This is a genomic window from Streptomyces sp. NPDC014727 (assembly GCF_043083485.1).
GTDB lineage: Bacteria > Actinomycetota > Actinomycetes > Streptomycetales > Streptomycetaceae > Streptomyces.
The window spans coordinates 220839-241513 of the sequence record NZ_JBIBYR010000002.1 but is presented as its reverse complement, the minus strand read 5'-3'; the positions used below and the strand labels follow the sequence as shown (position 1 = coordinate 241513).

Sequence of the window (20675 nt, the reverse complement as noted above, 5' to 3'; positions counted from 1 at the left end):
CACACTCCGTGTGGGCAAGCTCACCAGTGGGGACGGGTCGTAGGGCCGTGTCGGTAGTCCCTAAACTCAGCTTGTTTCAAGGAGGGAGCCATCGTGCGCAAGGTGCTCATCGCCAACCGTGGCGAAATTGCTGTCCGTGTTGCTCGGGCATGCCGGGATGCCGGGATCGGGAGCGTGGCCGTCTACGCCGACCCGGACCGCGACGCTCTGCATGTACGCGTGGCCGACGAGGCATTCGCCCTGGGCGGTGACACCCCGGCCGCCAGCTATCTGGACATCGCCAAGGTGCTCCAGGCTGCCAAGGACTCGGGGGCGGACGCGATCCACCCGGGCTACGGCTTCCTGTCGGAGAACGCCGAGTTCGCCCAGGCCGTGCTGGACGCGGGTCTGACCTGGATCGGCCCGCCGCCGCAGGCGATCCGGGACCTCGGCGACAAGGTCGCCGCCCGGCACATCGCCCAGCGGGCCGGTGCCCCGCTGGTGGCCGGCACCCCCGACCCGGTCTCGGGCTCCGCCGAGGTCGTGGCCTTCGCGAAGGAGCACGGGCTGCCGATCGCGATCAAGGCCGCCTTCGGTGGTGGCGGTCGCGGGCTGAAGGTGGCGCGCACGCTGGAGGAGATCCCGGAGCTGTACGACTCCGCGGTCCGTGAGGCCGTGGCGGCGTTCGGCCGTGGCGAGTGCTTCGTGGAGCGCTACCTCGACAAGCCGCGCCACGTCGAGACGCAGTGCCTGGCCGACACCCACGGCAACGTCGTCGTCGTGTCCACCCGTGACTGCTCGCTCCAGCGCCGCCACCAGAAGCTGGTCGAGGAGGCCCCCGCGCCGTTCCTCTCGAAGGCACAGAACGCGGAGCTGTACGCGGCGTCGAAGGCCATCCTCAAGGAGGCCGGATACGTCGGTGCGGGCACCGTGGAGTTCCTCGTCGGCACGGACGGCACCATCTCGTTCCTGGAGGTCAACACCCGGCTCCAGGTCGAGCACCCGGTCACCGAGGAGGTCACCGGCCTCGACCTCGTCCGCGAGATGTTCCGCATCGCCGACGGCGAGGAACTCGGCTACGACGACCCGGCCGTGCGCGGGCACTCCTTCGAGTTCCGGATCAACGGCGAGGACCCGGGCCGCGGCTTCCTGCCCGCCCCGGGCACCGTCACCGTCTTCTCCCCGCCGACCGGCCCCGGTGTCCGCCTCGACGCGGGCGTGGAGTCCGGTTCCGTCATCGGGCCCGCCTGGGACTCGCTGCTGGCGAAGCTCGTCGTGACCGGCGCGACCCGTGAGCAGGCGCTGCAGCGGGCGGCGCGTGCGCTGGCCGAGTTCCATGTCGAGGGCATGGCCACCGCCATTCCGTTCCACCGTGCCGTCGTGGCCGACCCGGCGTTCACCAGTGACCCGTTCCGGGTCCACACCCGGTGGATCGAGACCGAGTTCGTCAACGACATCAAGCCCTTCACCGCCGCCGCCGATGTGGAGGCTGAGGAGGAGACCGGTCGCGAGACCGTCGTCGTCGAGGTCGGCGGCAAGCGTCTTGAGGTCTCGCTGCCCTCGTCGCTGGGGATGAGCCTGGCCCGTACCGGACTCGCGGCGGGCGCCAAGCCCAAGCGCCGGGCGGCGAAGAAGTCCGGCTCCGCGGTCTCCGGCGACACGCTGGCGTCCCCGATGCAGGGCACCATCGTCAAGGTCGCCGTCGAGGAGGGCCAGGTGGTCCAGGAGGGCGATCTGGTCGTCGTCCTGGAGGCCATGAAGATGGAGCAGCCGCTCAACGCGCACCGCGCCGGCACCATCAAGGGACTCGTCGCCGAGGTCGGCAGCTCGATCTCGTCCGGCGCCGTGATCTGCGAGATCAAGGACTGAGCGACGGGGTCGGCCCGTCGTCGCACCGGGGGGGGGGGGGGGGGGGGGGGGGGCCCGCGGCGGGGGGGGGGGGGGGGGGGGGGGGGGGGGGGGGGGCCGGGCGGGGGGGGGGGGGGGCCCCGGGGGGGCCCCCCCCCCCCCCCCCCCCCCGGCTGTTCTGCATCGGCGTCGTGTCACTCCTCGGCGGAGAACTTGGCGGAAACTCGGCGGACGGCGCAGCCGGCGCCCTCGCGACGAGCGAGGGGGTCAGGGTCGGGGGCAGTGTCGGAAGGCCGGCCCCGGGCGGTGCGGAAACTCCCTCCGGACCCGCAATGGCATCCTGGACCCCGGGGCGGAAAAAGGGAGGACTGCCCAATGGCGATGAGCACGGCACAGACATCGGCCCGGCCCATGCGCGCCGACGCGCGCCGCAATTACGACCGGCTGCTGGGCGAGGCCCGTACCGCCTTCGCGGAACACGGCACCGACGCGTCCCTGGAGGACATCGCGCGACGCGCGGGCGTGGGGATCGGCACGCTGTACCGGCACTTCCCGAACCGGCACGCGCTGATGAACGCCGTCTTCCAGGAGGCGCTGACCTCCCTGATCAACCGTTCGCGGGAGCTCGCGGGGGCCCGGCAGCCGTGCCGGGGCCTGGTGGAGTGGCTGGGCGCGATCATCACTCACGCGGGCGAGTACCGCGGGCTCGCCCAGGCGCTCATGTCGACGTCACGGGACGAGACTTCTGCGCTGTCGCAGTGCAATGTGCCGCTGCGCGAGGCGGGGGCGGTGCTGCTGGGGCGGGCTCAGGCGAGCGGGGCCGTACGGGCGGATGTGTCCATAGACGACCTGATGCAGCTGACGAACGCGATCGCGCTGGCCGCCGAACAGTCGCCGGACGACCCGGAGTTGGCGAGTCGGCTGCTGATGCTGACCTTGCAGGGGCTGAAGGGGCCGAACGCGGAGGCGAATTGAGCACGCGGGGGCGGATGGCGACGGGGTCGCGGTGCCGGGTTCGTCCCTCCGCCCGCCTCTGCCGTGACCGGTGGCGCCTCCCCCGGCTCCCCCGGTCGTCGATCACCGGAACGGCTTGATTCCGACGGGCGCGGCGCGGAACGCGCCCGCCGCGGGCGAACCGCACCCGCACCGCCCTCTACCGGCGTCGCAGATCCGCCACTCTCGCCCGGTCCCCCTGGCTCTGTTCCGCCAGGCCTGCCGCGCTGCGCAACTGCTGCGGCCCGGGCCCACCTGCGCGCGTACGGCGCTGACCGGGCAGCGGCATGTCGCGGCGGGCCTGGCGGCCCGGGGGAACGGCTTCGGCCGGTGCGGGGCCACTGCCCGCGCCGGCCACCGCGATCTGCACCCCCTGATCCGCCAGGGCCTGCAGTTCGGTGGCGGCACGGTCGTCGTGGCCGGGCGGCTCGTCCGTCACCAGGCGGGTGATCAGATCCGTCGGCACCGTCTGGAACATGGTGTCGGAGCCGAGTTTGGTGTGGTCCGCCAGGACCACCACCTCCGCCGCCGCCTGCACCAGGGCCCGGTCCACGCTCGCCGAGAGCATGTTGGACGTGGAGAGGCCGCGCTCCGCCGTGAGCCCGCTCCCGGAGAGGAACGCGCGCGAGACCCGCAGCCCCTGGAGGGACTGCTCGGCACCGCTGCCCACCAGGGCGTAGTTGGAACCGCGCAGCGTTCCGCCGGTCATCACCACTTCCACCCGGTTGGCATGGGCCAACGCCTGGGCGACCAGGAGGGAGTTGGTGACGACGGTCAGACCGGGGATCCGCGCGAGCCGGCGGGCCAGCTCCTGCGTGGTCGTACCGGCACCGACGACGATGGCCTCGCCCTCTTCGACGAGACCGGCGGCCAGGTCGGCGATGGCCGTCTTCTCCGCGGTCGCGAGATGGGATTTCTGCGGAAAGCCGGACTCCCGCGTAAAACCGCCCGGCAAAACCGCACCGCCGTGCCGGCGGTCGAGGAGTCCTTCTGCCTCCAGTGCCCGCACGTCCCGCCGTACGGTCACTTCGGAGGTCTGGACGACGCGGGCGAGCTCACGGAGCGATACCGCCCCGTTGGCACGCACCATTTCGAGGATCAATTGACGACGTTCTGCAGCGAACACGAAACTGACAGTAACGTGACCGCCCGAGTGTTTTCAGCAGTTTGCGCCGAATAAGAGAAGTTGTGCGTAGAAGGGGCCGCCAAGTGGTAAGGGTGACCCCCTTGTTGTTCCGCACTGATCACCCGACGGCCACCCGGACACCCGACGTGCCAGGGAGTTGCCGGGGACTGCCCGGATCCGAAGCCTCTTACGGCCTGATCCGCTCCCTGTCGTGCACCAGGCCGTCAGGCCTCGCCCGCGAGCTTGCGGGTGTGCAACTGACGGGCCACTTCCGCGATCGATCCCGACAGGGACGGGTACACGGTGAAAGCGTTTGCGATCTGTTCGACCGTCAAATTGTTGTCGACCGCGAGCGAGATCGGGTGAATCAGCTCGCTCGCCCGCGGTGCGACGACGCAGCCGCCGACCACGATCCCGGTGCCCGGCCGGCAGAAGATCTTGACGAAGCCGTCACGGATGCCCTGCATCTTGGCGCGCGGATTGCGCAGCAGCGGCAGCTTGACCACTCGGGCGTCTATCCGGCCCGCGTCGACATCGGCCTGGGTGTAGCCGACGGTGGCGATCTCGGGGTCGGTGAAGACGTTCGAGGAGACCGTCTTCAGATTCAGCGGTGTCACCGCGTCGCCCAGGAAGTGGTACATCGCGATCCGGCCCTGCATGGCCGCGACCGAGGCCAGGGCGAAGATCCCGGTGACGTCACCGGCCGCGTAGACGCCGGGGGCGCTGGTGCGGGAGACCTTGTCGGTCCAGATGTGGCCGGACTCCTTGAGCCGGACCCCGGCCTCCTCCAGGCCCATGCCCGCACTGTTCGGGATCGCGCCGACCGCCATCAGGCAGTGCGAACCGGAGATGACCCGGCCGTCGGCGAGGGTGACCTCGACCCGGTCGCCGACCCGCTTGGCCGCCTGGGCACGGGAGCGGGCCATGACGTTCATGCCGCGGCGACGGAAGACGTCCTCCAGCACGGCGGCCGCGTCCGGGTCCTCGCCCGGCAGCACCCGGTCGCGGGACGAGACGAGGGTGACGCGCGAGCCGAGCGCCTGGTAGGCGCCCGCGAACTCGGCACCCGTCACACCGGAGCCGACCACGATGAGCTCCTCGGGGAGCTCGTCGAGGTCGTAGACCTGGGTCCAGTTCAGGATGCGCTCGCCGTCGGGAAGCGCATCCGGAATCTCCCGGGGGTGGCCACCGGTCGCGATCAGCACGGCGTCGGCGGTGAGGGTCTCCTCCGTGCCGTCGGCGGCGGTCACGACGACCTGGCGGGAGCCGTCGGCGGCCTGCAGGCCTTCGAGGCGGCCCCGGCCCCGCATCACGCGCGCCCCCGCACGCGTGACGGAGGCGGTGATGTCGTGGGACTGGGCGAGCGCCAGGCGCTTCACCCGCCGGTTGACCTTGCCGAGGTCGACGCCGACGACGCGGGCCGCCTGCTCGATGTGCGGGGTGTCGTCCGCGACGATGATGCCCAACTCCTCGTACGAAGAGTCGAACGTGGTCATCACCTCGGCCGTCGCGATCAGGGTCTTCGAGGGCACGCAGTCGGTCAGCACGGACGCGCCGCCGAGGCCGTCGCAGTCGACGACGGTCACCTCCGCGCCGAGCTGGGCGCCCACCAACGCCGCCTCGTACCCGCCGGGTCCGCCGCCGATGATCACGATCCGGGTCACGAAAAGTCCGCCTCGCATGTGTCATCCCGCGGCCGTCCGCTGCCCCGGCCGGGGGTCCGGGGGGTCGCCCCGGGGAATGCAGTACGTACTTCATTGTCCCGCACGCGCCAAGGTGCTTCGCCCCGGGGCCCTCCATACGTGCGCCAAGACGTGCGCGACGGGGGTCCGGAACGGGAAACGGAACCCCGTACGGGGTCTTCCTCACAGGAATCGACGTTCTCCCCACCACCTCCCGTACCCTCGAACCCATGTCGCTCTACGCCGCGTACGCCGGCAACCTCGACGCGCGGCTGATGACGCGCCGCGCACCGCATTCCCCGCTGCGCGGCACCGGCTGGCTCAACGGCTGGCGGCTGACCTTCGGCGGGGAGCAGATGGGCTGGGAAGGCGCGCTCGCCACGGTCGTGGAGGCCCCCCGTTCCCAGGTCTTCGTGGCGCTGTACGACATCGCGCCGATGGACGAGGACTCCATGGACCGGTGGGAGGGCGTCGGTCTGGACATCTACCGGCGGATGCGGGTGCGCGTGCACACCCTGGACGGCGAGGAGCCGGCCTGGATGTATGTGCTGAACGGGTACGAGGGCGGGCTGCCGTCCGCCCGCTATCTGGGCGAGATCGCGGATGCCGCGGAGTCCGCGGGCGCGCCGCACGACTATGTGATGGAACTGCGCAAGCGACCCTGCTGACGCCGCCGACCCGGCGGACCAGCGCTTTTGTGTGAATGTACGACGAAGCGGATGCAGTCTCTGCACATGAGCATCTACGCGCGTAGGGAATCACCGGTTACCCTCATCCGCGTGAACGCATCAGTTATTCCGGACAACATCCAGGGCGACCCGTACGCCGCCGCCGCCGACGCCGCCGCCCGCCTGCGCGAGCTGACCGGCGCCGAGACCCACGACGTCGCGCTCGTGATGGGTTCCGGCTGGGCACCCGCGGGCGATGCGCTCGGCACCCCGGAGGCCGAGTTCCCGGTGACCGACCTGCCCGGCTTCCCGGCGCCCGCCGTGCAGGGGCACGGCGGCACGATCCGCTCGTACCGGATCGGCGAGAAGCGTGCCCTGGTCTTCCTCGGCCGGACGCACTTCTACGAGGGCCGCGGCGTCGCCGCCGTCGCCCACGGGGTGCGTACCGCCGTCGCCGCGGGCTGCAAGACCGTCGTCCTGACGAACGGCTGCGGCGGTCTGCGCGAGGGCATGCGCCCCGGCCAGCCGGTCCTGATCAGCGACCACATCAACCTGACCGCGGCGTCCCCCATCATCGGTGCCAACTTCGTCGACCTGACCGATCTGTACTCGCCGCGGCTGCGCGCGCTGTGCAAGGAGGTCGACGAGACCCTCGAAGAGGGTGTCTACGTGCAGTTCCCCGGCCCGCACTACGAGACCCCGGCCGAGATCAACATGGTCCGCGTCATGGGCGGCGACCTGGTCGGCATGTCCACCGTGCTGGAGGCGATCGCCGCACGGGAGGCGGGGGCCGAGGTGCTGGGCATCTCCCTGGTCACCAACCTGGCGGCGGGACTGAGCGGAGAGCCGCTCAACCATGAAGAGGTGCTGCAGGCCGGGCGCGACTCGGCCACGCGGATGGGGGCGTTGCTGGCACGGGTGCTCGAACGGATCTGAGCGGATCCGGCGGTGCCGGGGGGTGCGGTGCGGGTGCGGTGCGCCCGCGGCGCGCCCGTCCCCCGCCCGCCCCCTTCCCGTGACCGGGGGCGCCGCCCCGGACGCCCGCTCCTCGAACGCCGGAAGGGCTCGACTGTGACGAGCCCCATCCCCTCCCGCAGAAAGGCGGACACCGTGCAGCAGGACCTCATCGCGCAGGCCAGGACATGGCTCGCGGAGGACCCCGATCCCGAGACCCGCGACGAGCTCGCCAAGCTCATCGCCGCCGAGGACCTCGACGAGCTCGCCGCACGGTTCGCCGGCACGCTGCAGTTCGGCACGGCCGGACTCCGCGGCGAGCTGGGCGCCGGGCCGATGCGGATGAACCGCGCGGTCGTCATCCGCGCCGCGGCCGGGCTCGCCTCCTACCTCAAGGCCGAGGGGGAGACGGGCGGACTGGTCGTCATCGGATACGACGCCCGCTACAAGTCGGCCGACTTCGCCCGCGACACCGCAGCCGTGATGACCGGCGCGGGCCTTCGCGCGGCGCTGCTCCCCCGTCCGCTGCCCACGCCCGTCCTGGCGTACGCCGTACGGCACCTGGGCGCCGTCGCGGGCGTCGAGGTGACCGCCAGCCACAATCCGCCCCGCGACAACGGCTACAAGGTCTATCTCGGCGACGGCTCGCAGATCGTCCCCCCGGCGGACGGCGAGATCGCCGCCGCCATCGCCGCGGTCGGCCCGCTCGGCGGCGTGCCCCGCCCCGACGACGGCTGGGAGGTCCTCGGCGAAGAGGTCCTGGACGCCTACTTGGCCCGTACGGACACCGTGCTCGCCGCCGGATCGCCGCGTACCGCCCGCGTCGTGTACACGGCGATGCACGGAGTCGGTACGTCCGTGCTGACGGCCGCCTTCGACCGCGCCGGATTCCCCGCCCCGGTGCTCGTCGCCGAGCAGGCCGAGCCCGACCCCGCGTTCCCCACCGTCGCCTTCCCCAACCCGGAGGAGCCCGGTGCGATGGACCTCGCCTTCGCCACCGCGCGCCGTACGGACCCCGACATCGTCATCGCCAACGACCCGGACGCCGACCGCTGCGCCGTCGCCGTCCCGGACCCGGACGCCGACGGTGGCTGGCGGATGCTCCGCGGCGACGAGGTCGGCGCGCTGCTCGCCGCCCATCTGGTGGACCGCGGCGTGACCGGTGTCCTCGCCGAGTCGATCGTGTCCTCCTCGCTGCTCGGCCGGATCGCCGGGAAGGCGGGCCTCGGGTATGAGGAGACGCTCACCGGCTTCAAGTGGATCGCCCGCGTGGACGGTCTGCGGTACGGGTACGAGGAGGCGCTCGGCTACTGCGTCGACCCGGACGGCGTGCGCGACAAGGACGGCATCACGGCCGCGCTGCTCGTCGCCGAACTCGCCTCCGTGCTCAAGGAGCGGGGGCGTACGCTCCTCGATCTCCTCGACGACCTCGCGGTCGCCCACGGGCTGCACGCCACCGACCAGTTGTCGGTCCGGGTGGAGGACCTGTCGGTCATCGCGGACGCCATGCGGCGGCTGCGCGAACAGCCTCCGGCCGCGCTCGCCGGACTCGCCGTGACCTCGGCCGAGGATCTGTCCCGGGGCACCGAGCAGCTGCCGCCCACCGACGGGCTGCGCTACCGGCTCCAGGGCGCCCGGGTGATCGTCCGCCCGAGTGGCACCGAGCCGAAGCTCAAGTGCTATCTGGAGGTCGTGGTGCCGGTCGGTTCGGCGGCAGAGCTGCCCGCGGCCCGTGCGAAGGGTGCTCAGCTGCTCGCCGGGATCAAGCGGGACCTGGCGGCGGCAGCAGGGATCTGACACCGCGCCACCTCGTCGTCCGGGCCCGGGACCTGCCCGACGGCCAAAGGCCTCATCGGCGGATCGTCTCAGCCGTCACCGACGGTGGCCCCGGCCGCTCGACGTGGTGGACGAGGGCCGCGTGCGGGTCCCTGCTGCCGATGGGGGCGTGGTCGGTATGGACGGTCGCGGCGGTCAGCCGCGAAATCGCGTGGATCAGGGCATGCTCGGCGTCGACGGCCAGCTCATGCGCCTGGACGACCGTCAGGCGCGGATCGACCACGATGTCGGCCTCGGCACGCAGGACGTGGCCGATCCACCGCATCCGCACCTGCCCGATGTCCAGAACCCCCTCCACACCGCGCAGCGCGCGCTCCGCGGCTTCGACCGAGGCGGGGTCGACCGAGTCCATCAGACGCCGGTAGACCTCGCGGGCGGCGTCCTTGAGCACCAGCAGGACGGCGAGAGCGATCAGCAGACCGATGACCGGGTCCGCCGCCCGCCATCCGAGTGCGGCGCCGCCGGCCCCCAGGAGGACGGCGAGCGAGGTGAAGCCGTCGGTACGGGCGTGCAGGCCGTCGGCGACCAGCGCGGCGGAGCCGATCCTCCGGCCGGTCCGGATGCGGTAGCGGGCGACCCACTCATTGCCGACGAACCCGGTCAGGGCAGCCGCGGAGACCGCCCACAGGTGGGTCATGTCACGGGGGTCGAGCAGCCGGTCGACGGCCATCCAGGCGGCCAGGGCCGCGGACGCCGCGACGGTCGCCACGATGAGAACGCCGGCCAGGTCCTCGGCGCGGCCGTAGCCGTAGGTGTATCGGCGGTTCGCCGCCCGCCGCCCGAGCACGAAGGCGATGCCCAGCGGGACGGCGGTCAGTGCGTCGGCGGCGTTGTGGATCGTGTCGCCGAGCAGCGCCACCGAGCCGGACAGGGCGACGATCACGGCCTGGACCGCGGTGGTCGCCCCCAGGACCGCCAGGGAGATCCACAGAGTGCGCATCCCCTCGCGGGAGGTCTCCATCACCGCGTCGACCTTGTCACCGGCTTCATGACCGTGCGGCGTGAACACATGGGCGAGCCGGTGCCGCAGCCGCGTCGGCAGCGCGCCTCCCGCCCCGTGCCGGTGCTCGGCGCGGGTGCGGCCGGGCTCGTGATGGCGGTGGTCGTGTGTACGCGTGTGCCGATGGCCCTCCATGACCTCACCGTGGCACAGGGAATCGATTGCGGCTACAACCGTCATACGCCCTGTGACCAGGTGCGACGTCCTCGCATGTGCGGCTCGGGAGCGTGTGGCACGCGCGCCCCGGACCAGCGGTCGCGCATCTGGCGTCGAGCACGTGGGGCGTACGGGGCGCCGCCCCGGGAGGGCACCCCGCACGCCCCCGCCTCACGTCGCGTTCAGAGCCACCGTCGGGTGGAGACGGGAGGCGCGGATCGCCGGATAGAGGCCGGCGATCACGCCGATCAGGAGGGTGGCGACCAGACCGCCCGCCAGGGACCAGGGCGGGACCACCGCCGTCCAGCCCTGGACCCGCGCGAAGCCGAACGTCGCTGCCGCGCCCAGCAGCGCGCCCGTCGCGCCGCCCAGGGCCGACAGCAGCAGCGACTCGGTGAGGAACTGGAGCCGGATCGCGTTGCGGGTCGCGCCCAGCGAGCGGCGCAGGCCGATCTCCTGGCGGCGTTCCAGGACGGAGATGACCATGGTGTTGGCGACGCCCACCCCGCCCACCAGGAGAGCCACCGCGCCCAGTCCCAGCATCAGGGTCGTCAGGCCCTTGTCGGTGGCGGCCTTGGCGGCCAGCGCGTCCGAGGGGCGGGAGACCCTGACGCTCGCCTCGTTGCCGGGGCTGATGGTGCGGGCCAGGATCGCCCGTACGTCCTCCACCGAGGCGTCCGTGGAGCGCTCGAAGACGGTGGTGGGGTGGCCGTCGAAGCCGAAGTACCTCTCGGCGGCGGGGAATCCGACCATGGCCACCCGGTCCAGGGTGGGGACCAGTTCGAACGGCTTGAGGATGCCGACGACGACCACACGGGTGTCGTTCATCATGATCGTCTCGCCGGTGCGGGTGATGCCGAGGCGCTGCGCCGCCACCGCCCCGAGGACCGTCACGGGGAGGCGTTCGTCGGCCGGATCCAGCCAGGCGCCTGTGTCGACCTCGCCGCCGAGCGTGGACAGCAGGTCGATGCGGGCCGCCTGGGCGGTGACGCCGGCGGTGCGCTCCTGGGGGACCACGTCGCTGCGGCGGATCCGGGCGTCGACGTCGGCGGTGGCCGTGGCGTGCTGCACCGGGCCGACGCGCTCGACCATCGCGACCGCGTTCCTGGGGAGCTTGACCGGCTTTCCCATGGGGTCCTCGCCCGCCTCGGCGGTGAGGAGGTTGGTGCCGAGACGGTCGAGCTGGGCCATCAGGCCCGCGCGGCTCGACTCGGACAGACCGACGACCGCGACCATGGTCGCGATGCCGATGGCGATGCCGAGCGCCGAGAGCACCACGCGCGCGCGGCGGGCGCGCAGGCCGACCGCACCGACGCGGAGGATGTCGCGAGGGGAGAGACGGGCGGGTTTGAGGTCGTTCCTCATGGGCCGGCCCCTTCCGTGCGGGAGGCGGGGCGCGCGCCGGTGTGCGAGTCCGAGACGATCTCGCCGTCCTTGAAGCGGACCCGGCGCGGCAGCGAGTCCGCGATCTCGTTGTCGTGGGTGATCACGCAGATGGTGGTGCCGGACGCGTTCAGCTCGTGCAGCAGCTCCATGACGATCTTCCCGGACGCGGTGTCCAGTGCCCCGGTCGGTTCGTCCGCCAGCAGCAGCCGGGGCTCCCCCACCAGGGCGCGGGCGATGGCCACGCGCTGCTTCTCGCCGCCGGACAGCTCGTTCGGCGTGTGCGAGCAGCGGTGTTCCAGCCGCACCGCGGCGAGCGCTTCCCGCGCACGCGCACGCCGTTCCCTCAGTGGAACGCCCGCGTACAGCAGCCCGTCGGCGACGTTGTCCACCGCGTCGCGTCCCGCCGCCAGGTGGAAGTGCTGGAACACGAAGCCGATGTGGCGGGCGCGCAGCGCGGAGAGCCGGGAGTCGGAGAGCCGGGACACGTCGTAGCCGGCGACCTCGACGGTGCCCGTGGTGGGCTTGTCGAGGGTGCCCATGACATTGAGCATGGTGGACTTGCCGGAGCCGGACGGGCCGACGACGGCGAGCAGTTCGCCCGCTTCGACGGTGAGGTTCACTCCGCGCAGGGCGTGGACGCCGCCGGGGTACGACTTGGTGGCGTCCCGCAGTTCGATCACCGGGTCCGGCGTCATGGTTTCGCCGCTCCGACCTTCATGCCCTCGCGCAGGTCCGGGCCGCTGACCTCGATCTGTCCGTCGGCGGTCATGCCCGTCTCCACCCGCACCATCCTTGAGGTGGTGCCCGTCACGACCTGGAGGCCGTAGCCACCGTTCTCGCCGCGCAGGGCGACGACCGCCTCGACGGGGACCGCGAGGACACCCTTGTGCGCCTCGCTGACGAACTTCACGCTCGCCGACGCCTTGGCGTCCTCACCGGACGCGGCGCCGGCCCCGCCGTCCAGGACGACCTCGACGGTGATGCCGTCCTGCGCGCCCGTTCCGCCCCCGGACGCGGGCTCCTCGGGGCGCACCGTCCCGGCGACCTTGCCGGCCACGGTCCTCCCGCTCGGCAGGGTGACCTCGACCTTGGTGTTCCTGGAGACGAGCGCGCCGTCGGTCTGGTCCAGTTCCGCCCGTACGACGGGCTTGGTGGAGGCGATCGTCAGGACCGGGGTGTCCGGTCCGACCTGGTCGGCGAGCGCCGCGTCGGCGGCGACCACCTTGACCTGGCCGGGCTGGAAGACGACATCGCCCCTGCCGACCCTGCCGGTGGCCTCACGGTTCAGGGACTTCTGCCACTGCTTGACGGCGGCCTCGGTGTCCTTGTCGTACCAGATGTCGACGATCAGCTTCGATCCGTACCCCAAGTCGCGCAGATTGCGCTCCAGTTGGAGTACGTCACTGCCGCGGTCGCCCACCTTCATCTCGCGGAACATCGGGACCGGCCCGTACAGGAGGGTGACGGGCTTGTCGTTCAGCTCGTACAGCGCCTGCCCCATGGCCACCGTCCTGCCTTCGGAAGCGGCCACCGTGACCGTGCCCTCGACGGCGGACTTGACGGGGCGGCGCTGCGCGAAGTCGAGCCTGCCGTCGACCGTCTTGGACTGCACGAGGTCGGTGCGCACGACGGTCGCGGTGGCGGGCGGCAGGCCGCCGCCCTTCCCGGAGGCGCCCGCGTCGCCGCCGTCGCCGAGGAACAGGACGCCCCCGGTGACGGCGGCGGCGACGGTCACCGCGCCGAGCGCGAGAGGAATGCCGCGGTGCTTCACTGCATGCCGTCCAGACCGTCGAGCAGCTTCGACTTGCACGCCTCGCGGGCCTGCTTGTACGACGGTGAATCCGAGTCGATGGACGGGGACCCCGGGTTCGGGTCGCCGCCCGGGATCGCGTTCCCGCCGCTCATGGTCGGATTGGTGAACCGGGAGACGCCGTTGTCCCGCATGCACTTGGCGTGCGCGAGCATCGACTCGTAGGACTTCTGCTGGTCGCGCTTGGGCTCGACCGCCATGACGGCCTGCAGTTCGGACACGCACACGTTGTTCTTGCCGGCCTTGATGCCGGCGTTGCGGCCGGGCTGGGAACCGATCTCGTTGATCTTCGTCCAGTCGAGGTAGCCGCTGAGCTTGGGGTCGGGGTACTCCTTGTAGCCGCCCTTGGCACGCATGCACTGGACGAACTTCATCTGTGCGTCGTAGAAGGCGCTCTTGCCCGCGGACCCGGTGCTCGGCCCGCTCCCGCCCTTCGTGGCGCTCGCGGGCGGTGCGTCCGGCACGTCGGCGATCGACTCGTTCTTCTTCGCCCCGTCGGCGCTGTCGTCACCGCCGCCGCACGCGACGCAGAGGGCGAGTACGGGCAGGGCCACGAGGGTGGCCACGCGCAGCCGGGCGGTGGCGCGGGGGTTCGTCCTGAGGAAGCTCATGCGCTTCACGCTCGCCGCCGCGGATGATGGCCCGTCCATGGACACATGATGGGAACGTAACAATGCCCTCGACCTGCGCGTCCGCCTCCGTACGGGGTGGGCGGGAACGGTCCCGGCGTGCTCATAATCGGCCCCATGCCGCATGTACTGCTCATCGAGGACGACGCGTCCGTACGGGACGGAATGGAGCTCGTGCTGCGCCGGCACGGGTACGACGTCGACACCGCCGCCACCGGCGAGCAGGCCCTCGCCCTGCTGGACGGTCCCGGGGGCGGGAAGGTCGAGCTGGCCGTGCTGGATCTGATGCTGCCCGGCATGGACGGCTTCGAGGTGTGCCGTCGCATCCGCGCCAGGACCACCGCCATGCCGGTCATCATGCTGACCGCGCGCGGCGATGACTCGGACATCGTGACCGGCCTGGAGGCGGGCGCCGACGACTATGTGGTCAAGCCGGTCACCGCCCCCGTGCTGGAGGCCCGCATCCGGGCCGCGCTACGGCGCGCGGAACCGTCCGGGCAGGCGCAGAAGGCGGACGCCGGCTTCGCCGGGCTGGTGATCGACCGCGCCGGACTGACCGTCACCAAGCGCGGCGTCCCCATCGCGCTGCCGCCCAGCGAGCTGCGGCTGCTGCTGGAGCTGTCGGCCTCGCCCGGCCGGGTCCTCAGCCGCGAACAGCTCCTCGAATCCATCTGGGACCACACCTTCCTGGGCGACTCCCGGCTGGTGGACGCGGCGGTCGGCCGGCTGCGGGCCAAGATCGAGGACGTGCCCGCGAAGCCGCGGTACATACAGACGGTGCGGGGCTTCGGCTACCGCTTCGGGCCGCTGTGAACCGTACGGACAAAGACGGGCGCGGCGCCGCGACGACAGGGCGCACCCGGCGGCCGGTCGGCGGGCTGCGCACCCGGCTGGTCGGTGGGCTGCGCGCCCGGCGGCTGGTCGGCGGGCTGCGCACCCGGCTCGTCGTCACCTTCGTCGTCGTCGCCCTCATCAGTGCGGTGACCGCGACCGCCCTCGCCTACCGGGACGCCCGCACCGCCGTCCTCCAGCGCACCCAGAACGCCGCCGTGAACGACCTCCGGGAACGGGTCACGGCGGTCGCCGCCGACTTCGACGTACCGCCCGACCAGCAGGCGCTGGCCCGGTTCGCGGCGAAGGTCTCGGACGGCATCGGCGCCCGCCTCGTGGTCGTCCACTACCAGGACCTCGTCGCGGTCTCCGACTCGCTCGCCGACACGGAGGGACGGATCACCGCCGAGCTGCGCGCCGCCGTGCGCGCCGGGGGCGGGGCCCGGTTCCAGCGGGTGGTGTGGCGAGGCGAGCCCTATCTGGTCGTCGGCATGCCGGTGCGGTACGCCGACGGGGACCACCGCACCTCCGGCCTGGAGGTCTTCGCGATCACCGATCTGCGGGCCGAACGCGACGACACCGCCGCTCTGCTGGACTCCGTGCGGGCGGGCGTCGCGCCGGTGGTGCTGCTGTCCGCCGTCCTGGCGCTGCTGGCCGCGGGGACGGTCCTTCGTCCGGTACGGAAGCTGGGCCGGGCCACCCGTGAGCTCGCGGCCGGAAACCTCGGCAGCCGGGTCGCCGTCACCGGGCACGACGAACTGGCCGACCTGGCAAGGACGTTCAACGAGTCCGCCGACGCGCTCCAGACCTCCGACGCGGAACTGCGCGAGCAGGAGGCGAAGGCACGCCGCTTCGTGGCGGACGTGTCGCACGAACTGCGCACGCCCCTCGCGGCGATGACGATGGTGGCCACCGTCCTGGAGGAGGACGCCGACCAGCTTCCGCCGGACGCCGCGCGGGCGGCGCGTACCGTCGGCGCGGAGACGGCACGGCTGGCCCGGCTGGTCGAGGACCTGATGGAGATCTCCCGCTTCGACGCCAAGGCGGTACGGCTGAACGCGACCGGGACGGACCTCGCCGACACCGTGCGGGCCTCGCTGGCGCTGCGCGGCTGGACGGACCGGGTGCGCACGCGTCTCCAGGAGGACGTACGGGCGGTGGTCGACCGGCGCCGCATCGACGTGATCGTCGCGAATCTGGTGGGCAACGCGCTGCGGCACGGAGCCCCGCCGATCACGGTGACCCTCGGGACGGCTCTCGCGGCGGACGGGGAGTGGGTGACGCTGGAGGTCGCCGACCGCGGCCCCGGACTGCCGCCGGGGGCTCGGGAGCGGGTCTTCGACCGGTTCTACAAGGCGGACGAGGCCCGCACGCGCGGCACGGCCGACGACAGCGGACAGGGCAGCGGGCTCGGCACGGCGATCGCGCTGGAGAACGCGCGGCTGCACGGCGGCACGATCGATGTGGCCGACGTGGCCGATGGACCACGGCGCGGCGCGGTGTTCACACTGCGGCTGCCCCTGCGACGTACGGAGGAGGACGCGGAGTGAAGGTCCGGCAGGGAGTCGTGGTGGCCGCGCTGGGAATCGCCCTCATGGGCTGCGGCGTCCAGCCGACCGGGGTGATAGGCGCGGGCGAGTCCGCGTCCGGGCCGACGCGCGGATTCCGGCTGTACTACGCGTCCGCGGGCGGACTGCGCGGAGTGCCCCTGCCGGACGTGAAGATCAAGAACCTCGCCTCGGTGGTGAAGCTGCTCCTCCAGGGGCCGTCACCCGCCGCGCAGGGCGACGGGCTCACCTCTTTCGTCGAGCTCCCCGGCTTCTCGGCGACCGGAATGGGCAGCAGGGTCACATTGCGCCTCGACGGCCCCTATCCGCAGACGGGGCGCGACCAGGGCACGGGCCAGCTGGTGTGCACGCTGGCACGCGCCCAGTCCGTACTCGACCGGAAGGTCAGGGCCGACGACGTCGAGGTCACCGTGCGACCGTCCGAAGGCTCCGCGCTGGGCCCCTACCGGTGTGCGGACTTCCTCAACAGGTGAGGAGGACAGGCGGGTTGACGGCGCGTCTCCGGTTGAACGGCCGCGCCGCCCTCCACGATCCACACCGTCCCGTACTGCGCCATGAGCGGGAAGCCGATGCCTCGGCCACCCGAACGGATCAAGCGCCGAGCGCATCGGCGAAGGCACGGCCCCGCGCCCGGCCGGGCGGCCGGGCCGACGCCCGTACTCGCTGGCAGCCCGGACGGGAGAGGGGCCCGGCGGCTCCCGCCCGGACCGTGTCAATGAACGACACGCCGCTTCCGGGCCGAGCGGGTGCCGGGAGGTCGCCCGGACAGGCGAACGGCGCATCAATTCACCTGCGCACAAAGGATTCCGATGGGCCGTCGGATTGCACCTGAATGGCATACGGGTGGCCGCCGTCCCGGTCGGCTCCGCGCGATCAGCTCTTCGATACGCCCGATATGACAGGTATGGGGGGCGAAAGTACGTTCAGTCACGGGTCGACTGCGCAGCCGACCTCTCTGAGACAGGAGAAGTGACATGGCTAAACGTTCCACCGTGATCGTCGGCACGGTCGCGGCCGCCGCGGCCCTGATCGCCACCGGCAGCACCCTCACCTCGGCCGCCACCTCCGAGCCGGCCCAGGTGGCCCCGGCGGCGCCGGCGCCCCCGATCGTCCAGCAGGCCGCCGTCCCCGCTCCCGCTCCCGCCGCCGTCCCCGACGGTGCGGCCGACACCGGAAAGGGCGACGGAGGCAGGGGCGACGAGGGCCGGGGCGGCGAAGGGGGCAGAGGCGGCGACGATCGCGGCTACGGCGAGGGCCGGGGCGGCGAAGGGGGCAGAGGCGGCGACGAGGGCGGCTACGGCGAGGGCCGGGGCGGCGGCGGGGGCTACGGCGAGGGCCGCGGCAGGCGCGACGAGGGCCGGATCCACTTCAACGAGCGCACGTACTCCGCGACCCCCGGCGGCTGCATCACCGCCGCCAGCGGCCTCGGCTCGACAAGCTTCAACATCTACAACGACAGCTGGCGGACCGTCGAGGTCTTCAGCGGGGCGACCTGCGACAACGGCGCCCCTGTCGCCACCGTCGGACCGCACGGCGCCACCAATGGCGTGTTCCCGAGGCGCGTCGAAGGAGGCATCTTCGTCCCCGATGGAGTGGGGGGAAGCTTCCGGGTGATCGAGCACGACGACTACGACTGGTGACCAGGCCCGCCGCCCGCACGAGGTGACACGGACCCCGGCCCGCCGGAATCGGGCCGGGGTCCGTGCAGGACCGGCCCCCGGGAGCGGCTTCGACGACCAGGCCACGGGCGAGCCCCCCAACATTAGGTAGACTGATCTACCTAATTTAGAGAGGGGCAGAAATGACCGACCCGAAGGCAGGTGCCGAGCAGCCGGTGACGCGGCGACGCGGGGCCGCACGAGGACGGATCCTCGACGCCGCGGCGCGCCGGTTCTATGCCGACGGCGTCGCGGCGACAGGGATCGACACGATCACGGCCGAGGCCGGTGTGGCGAAGATGAGCCTCTACAACAACTTCGCCTCCAAGGCCGATCTCGTCTCCGCCTACCTCCAGGCCCGGCACGAGGAGTGGCTCGGCCTCTACCAGCGGCGCCTGGCCGGGACGCAGAACCCAAGGGAGGGCGTGCTCGCGGTCTTCGACGCCTACGCCGACCATGCCGATCTCGCCTATGAGCACGGCTTCCGGGGATGCGGGCTGCTCAACGCCGCCGCCGAACTGCCCAACGGACACGAAGGCCGGACAGTGGTGCGCCACCACAAGGAGCAGGTCGAGGACCTGCTCATCACCCATCTCCGGCAGCTGCTGCCCGGCCAGGACGAGCGGGCCCGTGCCACGGCGGAACACCTGGCGTTCCTGCTCGAAGGGGCCATCGTGCGCGCGGGCCTCGAAGGAGACGGCGTGCGCATGCGACGGGCACGGGACATGGCGGCCCGTCTGGTGGACGGCCTGTGATCCGGCAGGCCGGGCACGCCTGCGGACCCGGTGCGGGCGCGTTCGCCGTACTGCTGGCCTCGGTGCTGTGGGGCACCACGGGCACCGCGGCCACCTTCGCGCCGCAGGTGGGGCCCCTGGCGATCGGCGCCGCGGCGATGGGCCTGGGCGGCCTGCTGCAGGCGCTCGTGGCCGGGCGCCGCATCGCACAGGTCCGCGCGGGGCTCGTGGCGCAGTGGCGGATCGTGCTCGTCGGGGGATCCGGCGTGGCGCTGTACCCGCTGGCGTTCTACACGTCCATGCATCTGGCCGGTGTCGCGGCGGGAACGGTCGTCTCGATCGGCTCGGCCCCGCTGGCATCGGCCTTGATCGAGCGGATCGTCGACCGGCGGCGGCTGTCCCGGCGATGGATGGCCGGGGCCGCCCTGGGGCTGGCCGGCACCGTGCTGCTGTGTGCGGCCGAGGCCGCGCGGGGCGGTTCCGTGACCGGTGCGGGGTCCGCCCGGCAGACCGTGGCCGGCGTGGGGCTCGGGCTGGTCGCGGGCCTGACCTATGCCGTGTACGCGTGGGCGGCGCACCGTCTCATCACCCGCGGCATCGTCTCCCGCGCGGCCATGGGAGCGGTGTTCGGGCTGGGCGGGCTGATGCTCGTGCCCGTGCTGCTGGCCACCGGCGCGCCACTGGTCGCCTCCTGGACGAACGCGGGCGTCGGCCTCTACATGGCGCTGGTGCCGATGTTCACCGGGTACGTCCTGTTCGGGTTCGGCCTGGCCCGCATCCCCGTGAGCACCGCGACGACCCTGTCCCTGCTGGAGCCCGCCGTGGCGGCGGTGTTCGCGGTACTGGTCGTGGGCGAGCACCTGCCCGTCCTCGGCTGGACCGGGATCGTGCTCGTCATCGCCTGCCTCGGCGTACTGACCGTCCCCTCCCGGCCCCGTCGAGCCCCTCGGCGTGTCACGGCGGGAACACCGTCGCCGATTCTCCGGCGCCCGCGACCCCCTCGGCGCCTTCCGACCGTGCCGCCGCCGACGGCCCGGCCGGCCGACGAGAGGTAGAAGCTGGGCGCCGTCCCGTGCGGATGCGCTCCGGCACCGCCTCAGCCGGTCGCGAACAGCACCACCAGCAGCACCGCGCCCACCACCGCCGGTGCGATCACCTCGTACGCCCAGCGCACCGAGACCGAGGACGCCGGGCTCTCCTGCGATTCCGCGGACTTCGCCGCGCCCGCAGCCGCACCCGTCTTCGCGCGCTCCACCAGCTCCCGCAGGTCCGCCATGGTCCGGTCGGCCGTCGCCATGCGGGACTTGCTGTCGCGTACGTCGGCGTGCACCGAGGTCCGGCCGTACGGGTCGTCCACCGACTGCCGGGACTGCTGCCGGGCCGCCTTCTTCCGCTGGCGCAGCGACACCGGCACCGCCCACATCTGGTACTTGGTGCCGTCCTCGGTGAACAACTCGCTCGAATACCCGGCCCGCAGATCCGCGACCTCGGTCCACGGCATGGTGATCGTCCGGAACGGGTTGCGGATCCTGATCCGCCGGTCGTTGGCGAACACGACGGGCCGCAGCGTGAACGCCACGACCAGCGGCACCGCGGTCAGTATCCCGGCCAGCGCCAGCCACGGCACCCGCCCGTGGCCCCGGAACGCGGCATCCCCGCCGATCCAGCAGATGAGCACAAGCAGCAGGACACCACCGACGATCCCGGCGGGCGACCGGAAGGTCCGGTCGGCGTAGGTCGGCTCGGCGGGTGGTGTGGGGCTCGTCATGGGCCCGATTCTGCCTGACGGGCGCAACGGGTGCCGGGGCGCCCGCCCC

General features: G+C 72.4%; 19 protein-coding genes. 11 read left to right on the top strand and 8 right to left on the bottom strand.

Annotation, left to right across the window (positions count from 1 at the left end; genetic code table 11):
• Window positions 1-93: 93 nt before the first annotated feature.
• On the top strand, window positions 94-1848 hold the full coding sequence (locus ACF1B9_RS04720) for an acetyl/propionyl/methylcrotonyl-CoA carboxylase subunit alpha (RefSeq protein WP_391739049.1): 1755 nt from the start codon (window positions 94-96) through the stop codon (window positions 1846-1848).
• Between the two features lie 354 nt (window positions 1849-2202).
• Window positions 2203-2802, top strand: coding sequence for a helix-turn-helix domain-containing protein (locus ACF1B9_RS04715; RefSeq protein WP_351082128.1), 600 nt, complete (start codon window positions 2203-2205; stop codon window positions 2800-2802).
• 178 nt (window positions 2803-2980) lie between these two features.
• Here the strand turns inward: ACF1B9_RS04715 and ACF1B9_RS04710 are convergent, their stop codons facing one another.
• Window positions 2981-3946 (bottom strand): DeoR/GlpR family DNA-binding transcription regulator, encoded by a 966-nt coding sequence (locus ACF1B9_RS04710; protein WP_391739048.1) that lies wholly within the window; start codon window positions 3944-3946, stop codon window positions 2981-2983.
• Window positions 3947-4170: 224 nt separating this feature from the next.
• Window positions 4171-5610: an NAD(P)H-quinone dehydrogenase gene (locus ACF1B9_RS04705; RefSeq protein ID WP_391739331.1), complete on the bottom strand. Its 1440-nt coding sequence runs from the start codon at window positions 5608-5610 to the stop codon at window positions 4171-4173.
• Between the two features lie 248 nt (window positions 5611-5858).
• Here ACF1B9_RS04705 and ACF1B9_RS04700 point away from each other — a divergent pair, with 248 nt between their 5' ends.
• From ACF1B9_RS04700 to ACF1B9_RS04690, 3 genes are all read left to right on the top strand, one after another.
• On the top strand, window positions 5859-6296 hold the full coding sequence (locus ACF1B9_RS04700) for a gamma-glutamylcyclotransferase (protein ID WP_351082125.1): 438 nt from the start codon (window positions 5859-5861) through the stop codon (window positions 6294-6296).
• 111 nt (window positions 6297-6407) lie between these two features.
• Window positions 6408-7232: a purine-nucleoside phosphorylase gene (locus ACF1B9_RS04695; protein ID WP_266358490.1), complete on the top strand. Its 825-nt coding sequence runs from the start codon at window positions 6408-6410 to the stop codon at window positions 7230-7232.
• 174 nt (window positions 7233-7406) lie between these two features.
• On the top strand, window positions 7407-9047 hold the full coding sequence (locus ACF1B9_RS04690) for a phospho-sugar mutase (RefSeq protein WP_391739330.1): 1641 nt from the start codon (window positions 7407-7409) through the stop codon (window positions 9045-9047).
• A 52-nt stretch (window positions 9048-9099) separates the two neighbouring features.
• On the opposite strand, the gene ACF1B9_RS04685 is transcribed toward ACF1B9_RS04690, so the two are convergent.
• From ACF1B9_RS04685 to ACF1B9_RS04665, 5 genes are all read right to left on the bottom strand, one after another.
• Window positions 9100-10221, bottom strand: coding sequence for a cation diffusion facilitator family transporter (locus ACF1B9_RS04685; protein WP_391739047.1), 1122 nt, complete (start codon window positions 10219-10221; stop codon window positions 9100-9102).
• A 192-nt stretch (window positions 10222-10413) separates the two neighbouring features.
• Window positions 10414-11607, bottom strand: coding sequence for an ABC transporter permease (locus ACF1B9_RS04680; protein ID WP_391739045.1), 1194 nt, complete (start codon window positions 11605-11607; stop codon window positions 10414-10416).
• Window positions 11604-12323: an ABC transporter ATP-binding protein gene (locus ACF1B9_RS04675; protein WP_391739043.1), complete on the bottom strand. Its 720-nt coding sequence runs from the start codon at window positions 12321-12323 to the stop codon at window positions 11604-11606. Before ACF1B9_RS04675 ends, ACF1B9_RS04680 begins: the two co-directional genes overlap by 4 nt.
• Complete coding sequence (locus ACF1B9_RS04670) at window positions 12320-13399, bottom strand: peptidoglycan-binding protein (RefSeq protein ID WP_391739042.1); 1080 nt, start codon at window positions 13397-13399, stop codon at window positions 12320-12322. The genes ACF1B9_RS04675 and ACF1B9_RS04670 overlap by 4 nt, the downstream gene beginning before the upstream one ends.
• On the bottom strand, window positions 13396-14049 hold the full coding sequence (locus ACF1B9_RS04665) for a hypothetical protein (protein WP_391795891.1): 654 nt from the start codon (window positions 14047-14049) through the stop codon (window positions 13396-13398). The genes ACF1B9_RS04670 and ACF1B9_RS04665 overlap by 4 nt, the downstream gene beginning before the upstream one ends.
• Before the next feature lie 135 nt (window positions 14050-14184).
• On the opposite strand from ACF1B9_RS04665, the gene ACF1B9_RS04660 reads away from it, so the two are divergent.
• From ACF1B9_RS04660 to ACF1B9_RS04635, 6 genes are all read left to right on the top strand, one after another.
• Window positions 14185-14880 carry a response regulator transcription factor gene (locus ACF1B9_RS04660; RefSeq protein WP_391739040.1) on the top strand — a complete coding sequence of 232 codons (696 nt, stop codon included), beginning with the start codon at window positions 14185-14187 and terminating at the stop codon, window positions 14878-14880.
• Window positions 14881-14945: 65 nt separating this feature from the next.
• The gene (locus ACF1B9_RS04655; protein WP_391739329.1) at window positions 14946-16448 is read left to right on the top strand and encodes an ATP-binding protein; all 1503 of its coding nucleotides are present in this window, start codon (window positions 14946-14948) and stop codon (window positions 16446-16448) included.
• Entirely contained in the window at window positions 16445-16939 is a 495-nt protein-coding gene (locus ACF1B9_RS04650) for a hypothetical protein (protein ID WP_391739038.1), read from the top strand. Before ACF1B9_RS04655 ends, ACF1B9_RS04650 begins: the two co-directional genes overlap by 4 nt.
• A 501-nt stretch (window positions 16940-17440) precedes the next feature.
• Window positions 17441-18106: a hypothetical protein gene (locus tag ACF1B9_RS04645; protein WP_391739036.1), complete on the top strand. Its 666-nt coding sequence runs from the start codon at window positions 17441-17443 to the stop codon at window positions 18104-18106.
• A 161-nt stretch (window positions 18107-18267) separates the two neighbouring features.
• Complete coding sequence (locus ACF1B9_RS04640; protein WP_391739034.1) at window positions 18268-18879, top strand: TetR/AcrR family transcriptional regulator; 612 nt, start codon at window positions 18268-18270, stop codon at window positions 18877-18879.
• Window positions 18876-19913 (top strand): DMT family transporter, encoded by a 1038-nt coding sequence (locus tag ACF1B9_RS04635; RefSeq protein ID WP_391739032.1) that lies wholly within the window; start codon window positions 18876-18878, stop codon window positions 19911-19913. The genes ACF1B9_RS04640 and ACF1B9_RS04635 overlap by 4 nt, the downstream gene beginning before the upstream one ends.
• 41 nt (window positions 19914-19954) lie before the next feature.
• On the opposite strand, the gene ACF1B9_RS04630 is transcribed toward ACF1B9_RS04635, so the two are convergent.
• A complete protein-coding gene (locus ACF1B9_RS04630) occupies window positions 19955-20626 on the bottom strand; it encodes a PH domain-containing protein (RefSeq protein WP_391739030.1) in 672 nt (223 codons plus the stop codon).
• Window positions 20627-20675: the final 49 nt, after the last annotated feature.

Excerpts from the sequence above, each read along its gene's own strand:
- ACF1B9_RS04715 (WP_351082128.1), top strand. The coding sequence starts at position 2,203 with ATGGCGATGAGCACGGCACAGACATCGGCCCGGCCCATGCGCGCCGAC.
- ACF1B9_RS04700 (WP_351082125.1), top strand. The coding sequence starts at position 5,859 with ATGTCGCTCTACGCCGCGTACGCCGGCAACCTCGACGCGCGGCTGATG.
- ACF1B9_RS04685 (WP_391739047.1), bottom strand. The coding sequence starts at position 10,221 with ATGGAGGGCCATCGGCACACGCGTACACACGACCACCGCCATCACGAG.
- ACF1B9_RS04680 (WP_391739045.1), bottom strand. The coding sequence starts at position 11,607 with ATGAGGAACGACCTCAAACCCGCCCGTCTCTCCCCTCGCGACATCCTC.
- ACF1B9_RS04675 (WP_391739043.1), bottom strand. The coding sequence starts at position 12,323 with ATGACGCCGGACCCGGTGATCGAACTGCGGGACGCCACCAAGTCGTAC.
- ACF1B9_RS04665 (WP_391795891.1), bottom strand. The coding sequence starts at position 14,049 with ATGAGCTTCCTCAGGACGAACCCCCGCGCCACCGCCCGGCTGCGCGTG.
- ACF1B9_RS04660 (WP_391739040.1), top strand. The coding sequence starts at position 14,185 with ATGCCGCATGTACTGCTCATCGAGGACGACGCGTCCGTACGGGACGGA.
- ACF1B9_RS04645 (WP_391739036.1), top strand. The coding sequence starts at position 17,441 with ATGGCTAAACGTTCCACCGTGATCGTCGGCACGGTCGCGGCCGCCGCG.
- ACF1B9_RS04640 (WP_391739034.1), top strand. The coding sequence starts at position 18,268 with ATGACCGACCCGAAGGCAGGTGCCGAGCAGCCGGTGACGCGGCGACGC.
- ACF1B9_RS04630 (WP_391739030.1), bottom strand. The coding sequence starts at position 20,626 with ATGACGAGCCCCACACCACCCGCCGAGCCGACCTACGCCGACCGGACC.